This is a genomic window from Maribacter taeanensis (genome assembly GCF_047345145.1).
Taxonomy (GTDB): domain Bacteria; phylum Bacteroidota; class Bacteroidia; order Flavobacteriales; family Flavobacteriaceae; genus Maribacter_C.
On the sequence record NZ_JBLFER010000001.1, the window covers coordinates 626,456 to 641,241 of the forward strand.

Annotated in this window: 13 protein-coding genes; 5 read left to right on the forward strand and 8 right to left on the reverse strand. The window is 36.8% G+C overall.

Going from position 1 to position 14,786, the window contains the following annotated elements:
* Positions 1 to 48: 48 nt before the first annotated feature.
* Positions 49 to 2,883 carry an excinuclease ABC subunit UvrA gene (gene uvrA, locus ACKWCD_RS02675; RefSeq protein WP_413982381.1) on the reverse strand — a complete coding sequence of 945 codons (2,835 nt, stop codon included), beginning with the start codon at positions 2,881 to 2,883 and terminating at the stop codon, positions 49 to 51.
* A gap of 121 nt (positions 2,884 to 3,004) precedes the next feature.
* On the opposite strand from uvrA, the gene ACKWCD_RS02680 reads away from it, so the two are divergent.
* Positions 3,005 to 3,529, forward strand: coding sequence for a hypothetical protein (locus ACKWCD_RS02680; protein ID WP_413982382.1), 525 nt, complete (start codon positions 3,005 to 3,007; stop codon positions 3,527 to 3,529).
* Here the strand turns inward: ACKWCD_RS02680 and ACKWCD_RS02685 are convergent, their stop codons facing one another.
* Positions 3,530 to 4,243: a TIGR03915 family putative DNA repair protein gene (locus ACKWCD_RS02685; RefSeq protein WP_413982383.1), complete on the reverse strand. Its 714-nt coding sequence runs from the start codon at positions 4,241 to 4,243 to the stop codon at positions 3,530 to 3,532.
* A gap of 252 nt (positions 4,244 to 4,495) precedes the next feature.
* Between ACKWCD_RS02685 and ACKWCD_RS02690 the strand changes: the two genes are divergently transcribed.
* A complete protein-coding gene (locus ACKWCD_RS02690; RefSeq protein ID WP_413982384.1) occupies positions 4,496 to 5,260 on the forward strand; it encodes an XRE family transcriptional regulator in 765 nt (254 codons plus the stop codon).
* Here the strand turns inward: ACKWCD_RS02690 and ACKWCD_RS02695 are convergent.
* On the reverse strand, positions 5,257 to 5,682 hold the full coding sequence (locus tag ACKWCD_RS02695; RefSeq protein ID WP_413982385.1) for a GNAT family N-acetyltransferase: 426 nt from the start codon (positions 5,680 to 5,682) through the stop codon (positions 5,257 to 5,259). The two genes, ACKWCD_RS02690 and ACKWCD_RS02695, sit on opposite strands and share 4 nt — an antisense overlap.
* A gap of 98 nt (positions 5,683 to 5,780) precedes the next feature.
* Between ACKWCD_RS02695 and ACKWCD_RS02700 the strand changes: the two genes are divergently transcribed.
* Positions 5,781 to 6,854, forward strand: a complete 1,074-nt coding sequence (locus ACKWCD_RS02700) for a transporter substrate-binding domain-containing protein (protein ID WP_413982386.1) — start codon at positions 5,781 to 5,783, stop codon at positions 6,852 to 6,854.
* On the opposite strand, the gene ACKWCD_RS02705 is transcribed toward ACKWCD_RS02700, so the two are convergent.
* From ACKWCD_RS02705 to ACKWCD_RS02715, 3 genes are read right to left on the reverse strand one after another with little or no spacing between them, the layout of a single operon-like run.
* Positions 6,851 to 7,564 (reverse strand): hypothetical protein, encoded by a 714-nt coding sequence (locus tag ACKWCD_RS02705; protein ID WP_413982387.1) that lies wholly within the window; start codon positions 7,562 to 7,564, stop codon positions 6,851 to 6,853. The two genes, ACKWCD_RS02700 and ACKWCD_RS02705, sit on opposite strands and share 4 nt — an antisense overlap.
* A 29-nt stretch (positions 7,565 to 7,593) precedes the next feature.
* Complete coding sequence (gene ggt, locus ACKWCD_RS02710) at positions 7,594 to 9,279, reverse strand: gamma-glutamyltransferase (protein ID WP_413982388.1); 1,686 nt, start codon at positions 9,277 to 9,279, stop codon at positions 7,594 to 7,596.
* A 13-nt stretch (positions 9,280 to 9,292) separates the two neighbouring features.
* Complete coding sequence (locus ACKWCD_RS02715) at positions 9,293 to 9,892, reverse strand: acyl carrier protein phosphodiesterase (protein ID WP_413982389.1); 600 nt, start codon at positions 9,890 to 9,892, stop codon at positions 9,293 to 9,295.
* A gap of 111 nt (positions 9,893 to 10,003) precedes the next feature.
* Here ACKWCD_RS02715 and glmM point away from each other — a divergent pair, with 111 nt between their 5' ends.
* Complete coding sequence (gene glmM / locus ACKWCD_RS02720) at positions 10,004 to 11,392, forward strand: phosphoglucosamine mutase (RefSeq protein WP_413982390.1); 1,389 nt, start codon at positions 10,004 to 10,006, stop codon at positions 11,390 to 11,392.
* Positions 11,393 to 11,399: 7 nt separating this feature from the next.
* Here glmM and ACKWCD_RS02725 read toward each other — a convergent pair whose 3' ends face one another.
* Positions 11,400 to 13,067, reverse strand: a complete 1,668-nt coding sequence (locus ACKWCD_RS02725) for a formate--tetrahydrofolate ligase (protein WP_413982391.1) — start codon at positions 13,065 to 13,067, stop codon at positions 11,400 to 11,402.
* A gap of 30 nt (positions 13,068 to 13,097) precedes the next feature.
* Entirely contained in the window at positions 13,098 to 14,003 is a 906-nt protein-coding gene (locus ACKWCD_RS02730) for a lysophospholipid acyltransferase family protein (RefSeq protein ID WP_413982392.1), read from the reverse strand.
* A gap of 59 nt (positions 14,004 to 14,062) precedes the next feature.
* Here ACKWCD_RS02730 and ACKWCD_RS02735 point away from each other — a divergent pair, with 59 nt between their 5' ends.
* The gene (locus tag ACKWCD_RS02735) at positions 14,063 to 14,710 is read left to right on the forward strand and encodes a rhomboid family intramembrane serine protease (RefSeq protein ID WP_413982393.1); all 648 of its coding nucleotides are present in this window, start codon (positions 14,063 to 14,065) and stop codon (positions 14,708 to 14,710) included.
* The last annotated feature ends 76 nt before the right edge of the window (positions 14,711 to 14,786 follow it).

Here is a 14,786-nt window from a genome sequence, read left to right on the forward strand (position 1 = left end):
CCTGAATAGGGAAATATTATAATTTTGTTTGTGTATTTGGTAAACAATTTACAGCTGCAATTCTTTCCTCAAAAACTTTGCCGTGTAACTTTTCTTATCTTTTAGTATTGCTTCAGGTGTTCCTTTGGCAACTACCATACCTCCACCGCGGCCTCCTTCATAACCAATATCAATGATATAATCCGCCATTTTAATTACATCCATATTATGTTCAATGACTAATATGGTATTTCCTTTGTCTACCAAACGGTTCAAAACTTCCATTAGTACCCGTATATCTTCAAAATGGAGACCTGTTGTGGGCTCATCCAAAATATAAAAAGTATTACCCGTATCTCTTTTTGACAGCTCTGTGGCTAGTTTTATGCGTTGTGCTTCTCCTCCGGATAACGTGGTAGATTGTTGTCCTAAAGAAATATAACCTAAACCAACATCTTGAATGGTCTTTAATTTTCTATGGATTTTTGGGATAAGCTCAAAAAAGTCGACTGCTTCATTAATCGTCATTTCAAGTACATCAGAAATGGATTTTCCCTTATATCGAATTTCTAAAGTTTCTCGATTGAAACGTTTACCGTTACAGGTTTCACATTCCACATAAACATCTGGTAGGAAGTTCATTTCAATAACCCGAAGTCCACCTCCTTGACAGGTTTCACATCGTCCACCTTGAACATTAAAGCTAAAGCGACCTGGTTTATATCCTCTTATTGCAGCTTCAGGCGTTTTTGCAAACAGGGAACGTATTTCACTGAAAACACCAGTATAAGTGGCCGGATTAGATCTTGGTGTTCTGCCAATAGGACTTTGATTGATATCAATAACCTTATCTATATGTTCTAAACCCTTGATTTTTTTATAAGGCATTGGTTTTTTAACACCATTGAAATAATGAGCGTTCATAATAGGGTAGAGGGTCTCATTGATCAAAGTGGATTTGCCACTGCCAGAAACTCCTGTCACTCCGATCATTTGACCTAGTGGAAGGTCAATCGAAACATTTTTCAAATTATTCCCTGTGCACCCAGATAGTGTAACCTTCTTTCCGTTGCCTTTTCTTCTTTTTTTAGGAACTGCAATTTCCTTTTTTCCTGTTATGTAGTCTGCGGTTAAGGTATTTTCTTTTTTTAGGTCTTTAGGAAGTCCCTGAGAAATAATTTCTCCGCCATGTCGCCCCGCTTTCGGACCGATATCGATGACATGATCTGCACGCTCAATCATATCTCGGTCATGTTCAACAACAATTACTGAATTGCCAATATCTCGAAGTGATTCCAAAGATTTAATCAAACGATCATTATCACGTTGATGCAAACCAATACTGGGCTCATCTAAAATGTATAAGACACCAACCAACTGAGAACCAATTTGTGTAGCTAATCGAATTCGCTGCGCCTCTCCACCGGATAAAGATTTAGAACTACGGTTAAGAGAAAGATAATCTAGACCGACATCTAGTAAAAATTGGATTCTTGTTCTGATTTCTTTGATGATCTCTTCAGCAATCTTTAGTTGGTTGCCTTTCAATGTCTTTTCTAAATCAGCAAAAAAATCGGCTAATTCGGCAATATCTAAATGAGCTAAATCGGCTATATTTTTTTCGTCAACTTTAAAATTTAGGGATTCTTTACGAAGACGTGAACCCTCACAGGTAGGACAAATTACTTTATCCATATATTCCTTAGCCCATCTTTTAATAGAGGTGGAAGCTGCTTCGTCAAACTGGCTTTTGATAAAATTTGAAATTCCTTCGTAATCTATTTTATAAGATCGTTTTACACCAAGAGTCTTTGAATCTACCTCAAAACTTTCAGCGCCTCCGTTGAGGAGAATCTGCATAGCTTCTTCAGGAATACTTGAGATAGGATCGGTTAGCTCGAAATCATAACGTTGTGCGATCGTTTCTATCTGCTTAAACGCCCAAGACTTTTTATATTCCCCAAGGGGAGCAATTCCACCAGCTTTAATGGATAATTTTTTATTCGGAAATATTTTCAACTCATTTACCTCATGAACATGACCAAGTCCGTTACAATGCGGACACATTCCTTTGGGGGAATTGAAGGAAAAAGTATTTGGCTCGGGACTAGGATAAGATATTCCGGTAGAGGGGCACATTAAATCTCGACTAAAATAGCGTGGTTCTTTCGTGCCTTCCTCTAAAACCATTAGCACATTATCGCCGCTATACATAGCCGTATTAATTGACTCAGAAAGACGTTTATCCAAATCTTCGGTATCACTTACTTTTAGTCGATCAATTACAATCTCGATATCGTGGGTTTTGTAACGATCTACCTTCATTCCCTTCGTAATATCAACAACTACACCGTCAACTCTTACTTTTACAAACCCTTGTTTGGCTATTTGTTCAAAAAGCTCGCGATAATGTCCTTTTCTCGATTTGATAATGGGAGCAAGAATGTTAATCTTTTTTCCATCGTAATCAGCTTTGATCAAATCTTTAATCTGTTCGTCGCTATAACTGACCATCTTTTCACCCGTATTATAGCTATAAGCATCTCCTGCTCTTGCAAATAATAAACGGAGAAAATCATAGATTTCTGTAATCGTACCAACTGTCGAACGTGGTGATTTTGAAGTAGTCTTTTGCTCAATAGCAATTACAGGTGATAGACCGTCGATCTTATCAACATCTGGACGTTCTAAGCCACCTAAAAATTGTCGCGCGTACACAGAAAAAGTTTCGATGTATCTTCTTTGTCCTTCTGCATAAATAGTATCAAAAGCTAAGGAAGATTTACCACTGCCAGAAAGACCCGTAATTACAACCAGTTTCTCCCTTGGAATGGTGACATCGATGTTCTTTAAGTTGTGAACACGTGCTCCTTTTACTTCTATATTTTCCTCGTAATTTATCATGAAATTCGGCAAAGTTGCAAAAGTACGATTTTGACCTCTATTATGTTAATGGAGTTCAATTCCTTTTTGTTATTTAATCATTAGCAATTAACTTTGAATTTTAAACAGAAAAATACTACAAATGCAAATTTTAGGAATAGGCTCTCGAATCGATCATAACGAATATGGCAAAGGAGTAGTGACCAATATAACATCGAAGAATTATTGGGTTACTTTTATGGAAAATGGTTTGGAAACAATAGAAATTGATTCTGATTTTGAGATCATCGAAGCTGTTGAAGATGAAGTTGATACCATTAGCTTTTCAGAAGTTGAACAATCATTAATTTCAATTTTACGACGTTGGAGTGACACCTCATCAATAACCCCTATCGCTGATAAGTGGAAAGGCGGAAAGTTAATTTTAGAACCTGTGGGAGATCTGGCGAATAAAGAAATTCCTATTGATGGTTTCTTTCACAAAATCGTAATGGTTCGCGATCGAATTCGTGTCATGGAGCAAAAAATCAATTCTAGTAAGAATTTGGATGATCAAGAAAAAATTGATTTACAACAATACATTACCAGAATTTATGGAAGTTTGACAACCTTCAACGTGCTTTTTAAGAACCAAAGTGACCAATTTGTGGGAGCACGTTCAAAGTAACTAAACTGCCGCCCGTTCTTGAATGTAACCAGTTCTTTGCTTTTGCATAGGTTGTCTGTGCAATGTTCTAACTAGTAATGATTTAATATTCAATTCATGAACTTTCATATTTGCTGGTATTGCATCCGTGTCCAAAGAAATTAATTCTACAGTTTTTAAATTATAATACAATCCATAGTTTCGCTTGCGATCAAATATTAGCCAAGGTTTGTTGGAATATTGAAATCGATAATGTTTCGAAATTAGTGGTAACACATCATTATCAGGATTGATAAAAGCAAGTTGAATATTATCTTCGGTTGCATCGAATTTGAGGCCCGCTTCCATATACTTCTTTTCTTTTCCAACAGACTTTGCTAATTGATTAATTCTGATGGCTGCATCATCAGTGAAATTTAGTTGAAGCATATCTTTCGGAAAATATAATTTTCTAATATACCTGTAGAGTAGGAGTTCGATACCAGTCGCTTCACTTAAAAATGCAAAGTAGATATTCTTTATAGCAGCATTGCTTTTCTTTTGAACACCATTCCAAACGCGTTTGGCTTGATCCATTTGCGTGAATACAGTTTCCGTATCTGAAAACAACCCTCTTTGTGCAATTGAGTTCTTTTGAATATCAGCAACTTGAATGCGTTCATCAAATGCTTTATAAACCGCAGATAAAAACCCATTGAAACTTCCGTCGTAAATTAAAATTTTTGAATTTCTCATAACACCGCTTTTTGTAATTATTCCAAAATTATGGAATTATTCCTAATTATGGAAATAATCCATAAAATATTTTGGAAATATTCCTAATTGTGTATATTTGAAGGAGTCTAAAACCTGTTTTTCTAGAATACTAATAGTACAAGTACTTGATTACGAATAGGTTTTGGAGCACCAGTTAAACCTGAAAGACACACTCATGTTTGGTTGGAAAGATTCCCGACTTCTCGGGAATGACAATAAAATAGATTGGTTATGGAAAATGAAATCACTTTAAAGCGCTTTATTGAAATCAGAAGGGATTTGGGGTATACCCAAGCAGAATTTGCCAAGCTTTTGGGTATTTCAAGTACGACTGCGGACATCGAAAGAGGGCGCACCAAGTTATCTGGAAAAGTTGTGGTTGAGTTATTCAAACAGTTTAAAATTAATCCCCTTTGGTTGTTTGGAGAGAGTGAGAATAAAAATTTGGCTACTTCAAATACAAGCGTTATTCCTAAAGTGGTCACAGTTGATTCCGCAGATCAAGAAAATATGGTTTTAGTAAATGCTAAAGCTGCTGCCGGATATCCGCAGAATATACAAGATACATCATGGTACAAAGAATTGCCAGCATTTGATCTTCCTTTGCCGGAGTTTAGAAATGCAACCTATCGCGGTTTTCAGGTAGAGGGCGATAGTATGTTACCCAATCTAAAGCCTGGGGAATGGGTGCTTTCCAAGGCTATTGACAATATTGATGAAGTTAGCCCAAATAAAATGTATGTTGTGGTTTTAGAAGATGCTGTTTTGGTAAAGAAAGTTATTCGAAAGCCTAATTCGAATGATGTTACCTTGGTTTCTTTGAACGAAACCTATCCACCTTACGAAATCAAACCCTTCCAGATTCAAGAAATTTGGGAAGTGAGTAGTAAAATAACCTTTGGTGTTGATGCAACCACTGAAACTGGACTATTAAAACAACTGCAAGAATCAATGGAGGAGTTAAAAAGTCAGTTCAAAAAACAGCAGGCGAGTTAAATTTTCAACGAATACAATCCACTTTTTCTTAGCTCGAAACCTAAACTTGTATATAGGGCAATTGCTGGTTTGCGATGATGGCCAGTAAATAGTAGAATTTCATCAAGGCCAATTTTCGCACTTTCTTCTATAAGTTTATTCATGAGTTTTTTGCCAATTCCCTTTCCTCGTTGTGATCTATCTACCACTACATCGTCAACCATACCCCGAAACCCTGAAATTACGGTATAGGTTGATAGAAGAGCAATTCCGACTACCGCGCTATCGACTTTACATAACAGAACTAAAACATTGTTTTTAGAATGTAAAATTTCCTGTAAAGACCTTTGCTTATTATCTGCATTTAGTTGTTTGTAGAGAGCAGCAACTTGAACCTGTACTTCATTAGTTAAAGTATCGAGAGTTAATATTTCAAAGGTCATCACTTTGGGTTTCTATTTTGGCTAAAGTTAGGAAACTGAAAATGATTATTCCTCTTTTTTGAATTATCGTATATTTAGATTTTAACATATTCCAAAACATGAAAAAAATAGCTCTTATTATCATAATAAGCCTATTCAATCTGCCCTTGTCCGGGCAAACACAACAAGATACTTTATTAGTGGGTTATACAACGGCTCCACCTTTTATTGTACAAGAGGGAGAACTCCTTGAAGGCATCAATATTTGGCTATGGCAACGAACTGCAGCGGATTTGAACTTGAATTATAAGTTGGTGCCAATGGGTTTTCGTGACATGTTGGATGCTTTGAAAACTGGTGAAATTGATGTGAGTATAAATCCTTTGACAGTAACAAGTGAACGGAGCAAAGCCTTTGAATTTACTAATTCTTACTACGCGGCACATTCTACGATAGCCATATCAGAGGCCACAACCTTAGAAAAATTAATTGGTTTTTTAAAACAGTTCTTTAATCAAGACTTTTTAAAGGGATTGTTTGTTTTGTTATTTATCATTTTTTGGTTTGGAATGCTAGGTTGGTATTTTGAACGCAAAGAAAATCCCGAGCATTTTCGCAATAGCGGAAGTGGTATTTGGGATGGCATGTGGTGGTCTGCTGTTACTCTTACAACCGTGGGATATGGCGACAAAGCACCAAAAACAAAAATGGGTAAGATCACAGCCCTAGTACTGATGTTTGGAGGATTGTTATTTATCTCAGGTTTAACGGCAAGTATAGCTTCGAGTTTGACGGTTAATCAATTGAGTAGCAGTCCTGATGGATTTATGGCTTTCAAAGAACGTAAAGTAGGCACCATAGAGAATTCTGGAGCGATGGAATATTTGAACAAACACTTTTTTAAGGATATCAGTGGGTATTCGGGTGTTGTGCCTGGACTTCAAGATCTTAAAAATGGAAATGTTACGGCATTTATGTATGATGAACCAATTTTGAAATATCGAATACAAGAAGATGCTGAACTTAGTAATTTACAAATACTACCTGTGAAATTTGATGTGCAATTTTATGCCTTCGGAATTGCAAAGCAACATGCAGAATTAGAAAAAGTGATTTCTCAGCAAATCTTATCCATCACTGAAACACAAGAGTGGGAAGTAGTATTGAATGAATTCGGATTGACAGATATTTAATTGTAAGCTCTTAAGTCGCCCATGTACAAAGTAATCGGTCCCATTTTATGAGATGCAGGAAGCGCTAGACCAGTTTCCATAATTTGCCAATCATCCCAACTCGCTTCAATTCCTCCAATCGGGATGATTTTCACCCACATTTGGTAGCTTTCGGGGAATCCGTTTGGAAGTAATTTCCATAGGTAGGCATCTCCAGGAGTTGTTCCTCCAACAGCATATTTAATAAGTAAAGCTTCTGAGCCATCTTCCAGGGTAACTATACTCCGTTCAGTTCCTTTGTCCATTACTTTAAAAGGCGCAACCAGCCAAAAGGAATCATTGTTGAAATAATCCCAAGCAGTATTTATAATATCTCGAGACTCTTTTGCAGTAACTATTGCGCCATTCTTGTTGACCAAACTACTTGATGTATCATTAAGGTTCAGGTTCACTTTATAATTATCCCAAATCACTTCAACTTTCCCATTTTCTTTATCCCATTTATACTTATGGGCACCTCCCGCGAAGGACCACTCCAAATATCTTGTGTTTTTGTAGGCTTCATGATTTACTGCTTTTAGCATTTTTTTGGCCAAGGCATCTGCCGCGGAGCCTGATTTCCCTTCTGGAATAGGTTCGTTGTAAATAGCGTATAAAATTCCAAAACCAATTACTCCAATAAGAAGTAGAGCGCCAATTATTTTGAGAAGAATTTTTAGGAATTTTTTCAAGGCATTATTTTCTTTTGGTTCTCAAAGGTTTAATATCCAACTGCTGTATCATCACCACGTTTATCTGCACCACCTTCGAGCTTTCCGTCAGGTAAGACCCGAATGGCATCTACTTTCCCTATAATAGGTGTTCGTTCTTCATTTAAGATGTATCCTTTAGCAGCAAGTTCTGTTTTAAGTTCGGGTGAAAATCCTTCAGGTTCGAAAATCACCATATCAGGTAGCCATTGGTGATGAAAGCGGGGAGCATTTACCGCTTCTTGCATGCTCATATTGAATTCATAGCCATTGAGAATGGTTTGCGCCACAGCAGTAATTATCGTCGATCCGCCGGGAGTGCCAACTACCATCCATAATTTTTCGTCTTTTTCTACAATGGTTGGAGTCATACTACTCAACATGCGTTTTTCTGCTGCGATGCTATTAGCTTCCGCACCTATCAATCCAAACATATTCGGAATTCCCGGTTTTGCACTAAAATCATCCATTTCGTTATTCAAAAAGAATCCTAGCTCATCTGAATACAACTTAGAACCATAAGCGCCATTTAATGTTGTGGTAGCAGAAATAGCATTTCCTTCGGCATCAACAATAGAGTAGTGGGTAGTTTCCATGCTCTCTACAATTTGAACATTACCGCGTTCTACTTCCGATGATTTAGTAGCCTTATCCCAAGAAAAATTAGCCATGCGTTCTTCTAAGTAACTGTTACTTAAAATAACATCCAAAGGTATTTCTACAAAATCGGGATCTCCCAAATAATAATTTCTATCGGCATAAGCACGTCTTGATGCTTCGGTAAATAATTGCACCGTCTTTGCTGAATTGTGTCCGTATGAGGAAAGATCATGCGATTCCATCATTTTAAAGATTTGATTCATCGTAACACCTCCACTACTTGGGGGACTCATAGAAACAATTTTTAAATCTTTGTATTTAAAAATAATAGGCTGGCGCCATTTTGCTTCATACTTAGCCAAATCTTCTTCGGTAACAAATCCCCCCTTTTCTTGAATAAAAGCAGCTAATTTTTGGGCAACTTCTCCTTTATAAAATCCATCACGTCCATTTTTTGCTATAGCTCTCAAAGTCTCTGCTAGAGCCGGATATTTTATGATATCTCCTTTTTTGTATACCTGAGCAAATTTGGTGCTATCACTATTTACTTCAATAAAAACCTCTCGGGTTCGCTCGAGGCGCTTTTCTTGATTCTCGGTAACAACAACTCCTCTTTCAGCAAGTGCAATTACGGGGTCAAAAATTTCTTCAAGGGAAAGTTTTCCGAATTTCTTGTGGACTTCTATAACACCAGCAACCGTTCCAGGTACACCGACTGCGGTTGCTCCTTTTGTACTCATTCCTGGAATAACATTTCCCAAGGAATCCAAATACATATCCTTATGAGCAGATAAGGGGGCTTTTTCACGGTAGTCAATACTACCAACATCGCCATCAGCCTTGCGATAGACCATGAATCCACCACCTCCTAAATTTCCTGCGAAAGGATATGCAACTACCAAAGCCATTTCTGTGGCCACCATGGCATCAAAGGCATTACCGCCTTTTTTCATGATTTCTACTCCGACCTTAGAGGCTTCTTCTCGAGCAGAAACTACCATTGCCTTTTCGGTGACTAAACCAGTTGGTACTGCGGGTTGTTTTTTACAATTTACAAATAGGAGTAGGGCGATGGTCAGAAGTAATGCTTTTTTCATTTGGTTCTATTAATCAGACTTTTGGTTCTAAAATTGAATTTAATTTTTGGCGTGAAAAGGTAGTTAATTCTTCAAAAAATGAGGTGAATTCTTTTTCAAATTTATCATAATGTTCTTCCAAATCAAGAATTGCAAAGTTCATTTTTGATTTGTTTTTGGTTCTTCGGTTCATTCCATTTAAAACACGTCCAATACCATCCATTTTAGAATAGTTAAATATCCAGTTGTCTGCTATCATATAAGGCATCATGCGCTTTATCCCATCAGGAAGTATTTCATAATTGTCTTCTAATAAATCATAGAAATTATCCACGAAAACATCTAATGGCGTATTTGAATAATTCGACCAGTTTTTAGCCAAATAGTGATCATAAAAAATATCTACGATAACTCCGCTATAATGGCTGTAGTTCTTATGTAAGCGTTTTGTGCTTTTTCGAACGGTGGGATGGGCATCAGTAAAAGAATCTATAGCGCGATGTAGTGCAATGCCTTTTTGTACTTTTTCAGGAAGGTGCTTGAATTTGTTGCCTCTTATACTATCCGCTATGAAATTTCCTAATGTTATTTCGTCATCTTCGAAAGAAAGATAAATGTGCGCTAAAAAATTCATAAATAGAATTGAAATATTAGAACCTAAAAACAGTTCTTATTATCGAATTTACGAATTGCAAACATAGGATTAAAGACAGACCTGTATATTTGCAAAAATATTTAAATACTTATGACCCTAATCAAATCTATTTCAGGAATACGTGGTACCATTGGCGGAGCACCAGGAGATAACTTAACACCAATCGATGCTGTTAAATTTGCGGCTGCTTATGGCGTCTGGTTGAAAGGCTATTCTAAAAAAGACAATCTCAAAGTTGTAATTGGACGTGATGCTCGTTTGTCAGGTGCTATGATTCAAAACTTAGTAGTCAATACTTTATTAGGACTCGGAATAGATGTTATTGATTTAGACCTTTCCACAACGCCAACCGTTGAAATCGCCGTTCCTCTAGAGAAGGCAGATGGGGGAATAATTTTAACCGCAAGCCACAATCCGAAACAATGGAATGCTCTTAAATTATTGAATGAGAAGGGAGAGTTTTTAAACGCAGCAGAAGGTGCTTTAATTTTAGAAATTGCTGAGAAAGATGATTTTGTATTTGCAGATGTAGATGATTTAGGAAAAATCACTAAAAATGATTCTTATATAGATATTCATATTGACGAGGTTTTAAATCTTTCTTTGGTGGATGCAGATACGATTAGAAAGGCAAAGTTTAAGGTTGTTGTAGATGGGGTAAATTCTACCGGAGGAATAGCAATTCCTAAGTTATTAAAAGAATTGGGCGTTGAAGTTGTTGAATTATATTGTGATCCTACAGGACACTTTCCTCACAATCCCGAACCTCTAAAAGAACATTTAGGAGATATTTGTGATTTAGTAGTAAAAGAAAAAGCAGATTTCGGAATTGTTGTTGACCCTGATGTTGACCGTTTAGCATTTATAAGTAACGATGGAGAAATGTTTGGCGAGGAATATACTTTGGTAGCTTGTGCTGATTACGTTTTGAGCAAAACCAAAGGAAATACCGTTTCTAATTTATCTTCTTCTAGAGCACTACGCGATATTTCAGAAAAGCATGGTGGTTCTTATGAAGCTGCTGCAGTTGGCGAAGTAAATGTAGTTACCAAAATGAAAGCTAATAATGCCGTGATTGGCGGTGAAGGAAATGGGGGAATTATATACCCAGAAAGTCATTATGGCCGTGACTCATTAGTGGGAACGGCTTTATTCTTGATGCTAATGGCAGAGAATGGAGGAACAGTTGCTGAACTTAGAGCTAGCTATCCTTCTTATTTTATGAGTAAAAAGAAGATTCAATTGACTCCTGAATTGGATGTTGATGGAATTTTGAAAGCTATGTCTGAGAAGTATAAAAATGAGGAAATTTCGACTATAGACGGAGTAAAAATTGATTTTCCAGAAAACTGGGTACATCTTCGTAAATCAAATACAGAACCTATTATTAGAATCTATACAGAAGCGAAAAGTCAATCCGAAGCAGATGCTTTAGCGGATCGCATAATTGGAGAAATCAAAGCTGTAGCTGGGATTTAGATTTCTGTCAGAAAAGCCCTGAAATATTTCCTTCGTCGTCAATATCAATGTTTTCGGAAGATGGTTTTGCTGGAAGCCCTGGCATTCGCATAATATTTCCAGTGATTGGAATTAGAAATCCCGCTCCAGCGGCAATTTCAATATCTCTTACAGTGATAACAAAATTCTTTGGTCTGCCTAAAAGTTTGGGATTATCAGATAGTGATTTTTGTGTTTTGGCAACGCAGACAGGCAATTTTTCTAAACCTAAGTCCTGAATTTTCTTTAAATCACGAAGTGCTTGAGCTGTATAATCTACATGTTCAGCTCCATATATTTTGGTAGCTAGAATTTTGATCTTTTCTTTTACCGGCATGCTCCAATCATACATCGGAGTTAAATCTTCAGTTCCATCTTCAACTATTTCAACTACCTTTTTAGCTAATTCCAATGCACCTTCACCACCTTTTGCCCAAACTTCAGCAAGGGCAACTTTGACATTTAGCCTTTTTGCCGTTTCTTTTATCATTTCAATTTCAGCATCTGAATCGGAAATGAAACGATTGATAGCTATGACAGGTTTCACATTAAACTGCTTAATGTTTTCAATATGTTTTTCTAGATTCGGAATTCCTTTTTGAAGTGCTTCAAGATTTTCAATAGTTAGCTCATCTAATTTAGCTCCGCCGTGGTACTTCAAGGCTCTAATGGTAGTAGTCAAAACAACTGCCTTTGGAGATAAACCAGCACTTTGACATTTGATATCAAAAAACTTTTCTGCACCTAAATCAAAACCAAAGCCAGCTTCTGTGACTGTATACTCTGAAAAGGTCATGCCCATTCGAGTAGCTATTACGGAGTTTGTTCCTTGAGCAATATTAGCGAATGGTCCCCCATGAATAATGGCAGGGTTACCTTCAATGGTCTGAACTAAATTGGGTTGAATGGCATCCTTTAGCAAAGCAGTCATGGCGCCTTGGGCTTTAAGATCGCGTGCATAGATCGGTGTTTTGTCAAAAGTATAACCAATGAATATTGAACCTAATCGCTTTTTTAAATCAGAAAGATCTTCTGCTAAACAGAGAATAGCCATAATTTCAGATGCGGCTGTAATATCGAATCCGGTTTCTCTTGGTATTCCTGAAGCCGTTCCACCTAATCCTACAATAATTTGACGCAATGATCGATCGTTCATATCGATCACTCTTTTCCAAGAAATCGTTCTCGGATCAAGGTTCAGCGAAGCAGACTTACTTTGTATATTGTTATCAATGATGGCTGATAAAAGATTATGTGCTTTTTCAATAGCGGCAAAATCTCCTGTGAAATGTAAATTGATATCCTCCATTGGGAGTACCTGCGAATAGCCTCCGCCTGTAGCTCCTCCTTTAATTCCAAATACAGGACCTAAAGAAGGTTCACGCAATACAACTGTTGTTTTTTTACCCAAACGGTTTAGACCTTCCGTTAGGCCTATTGACATTGTGGTTTTTCCTTCTCCGGCTGGCGTAGGCGATATTGCCGAAACCAAAATCAAATTTGATTCCTTCAGTCTAGAATTATTTATAAACTTCAATGGAATTTTAGCCTTGTATCTTCCATAGGGTTCTATACTATCTTCTGGTAGCCCTAGCTTTTTTGCTATTTTAGCAATAGGTTGAAGTTGTACTTTCCGTGCGATATCAATGTCTTTCATAATCCCAAATTAAAAATCCTCCAATCTTAATTATTGAGCTTTTTCTTCTGTTTGAAACTCCAGTGGTACTTTGTCTCGATGTTTCCATCGTTTATGACTCCATAGATAGTACTCCGGTTGTTCATGTATTTGTTGTTCAGCCAATGCAATAAACTTTTTTGTGATTTCATTGGGTTCAGTGTTTTTTCCAGACAAGGTGATTGGTATAAATTCAGCCTCATAATATCCACGTTTTACCTTTGAAACTTTTAAAAACACAACTGCTAAATCTAATTTTCGGGCTAAAACTTCAGTGCCATTGTATATAGGAACGGTAATTCCCATAAACTTATCCCAATAATGGGCGTGAACAACCATCGGCGATTGATCACTAACCATTCCATAAATGGATGTGACCATATTCTTTTCGTTTCTGATTACCGTTTTAACCGTTTCATGTGTTGTAATGAGTGTGGTATTCCATTTTGATCTGAAATCCTTCACTAACTTATCAAAATATTTATTTGCTACTTTTTGATAAACTGCATAGCCTTTGCTTTGTACATAAAGATTCAAACTTACATTCCATTCCCAATTGGCGTAATGTGAACAGGGCACCAATATACTTTTCTCTTTTTCAATTTCCTGTATAAGCTCCACATTAGTGATGTGATACCTCTCTTTCATTTGTTCTTTAGATAGCCCCATAGTTTTTACCATTTCAAGAAACATATCACACATATGTTTGAAGAACTTCTTTTGAATGGTACGAATCTCTATTTCTGACTTCTCAGGGAAAACCAATTTCAGGTTATCACGAACAACTTTTTTTCTATAGCCTACAATATTATATACTAGGAAAAAAACAAAGTCTGAAAGTAGATAGAATAGACGATAAGGAAGTCTGGAAATCAACCAAAGTGCAGGATACACCAAAATAAATACAAGTAGCTGCATGCAGAGAATTATTAAACAAAGATAGCTATATTTGAGCCCAAACCGTATAAGATTTTTTGATGGGTGGAATTGATATAGTGACTCTAATTATAATAGGTGCCAATGTTTTAATCTCTTTTAAAGGATTTAACGATGGCACTTTTTTTGAACGGTACAAATTTGCAATAGGCGCCATTAACTCAGGCCAGAAAGAGCGAATGTTGACCTCAGGGTTTTTACATGTTGATATTTCACACTTGCTATTTAACATGGTTACCTTGTATTTTTTCGCCGACGTGGTTGTCCGTGGTTTTGGAGAACCTAAGTTTCTGATCATATACTTCGTTAGTTTATTGGCAGGAAGCCTTCTTGCGCTCTTTTTTCATAAAGATGAGCCCTATTACAGCGCCGTTGGAGCTAGTGGAGCGGTTACGGGAATTCTCTACTCAGCGATATTGCTACGACCAGATATGACTTTAATGCTTTATTTTGCGATTCCCATTCCCGCCTATGTCTTGGGGATTGGATATTTACTTTATTCTATCTATGGAATGAAGAAGCGCTTAGGTAATATAGGACATACTGCGCACTTCGGAGGAGCTATTGGAGGTTATGCCGCTACCTTATTATTTAACCCCGATCTCGTATTTACTTCTACACTTATGGTCATACTTCTGGCCATTCCTATTATCATATTATTTGTAATGGAAAAGATGGGAAAAATTTAATTTTTGCTATTCCTAAAATTTCAAAAACCCCAGTAAAAAACAGGGAAAGCTGCATTTCATCGAAAAAAATGTAGGA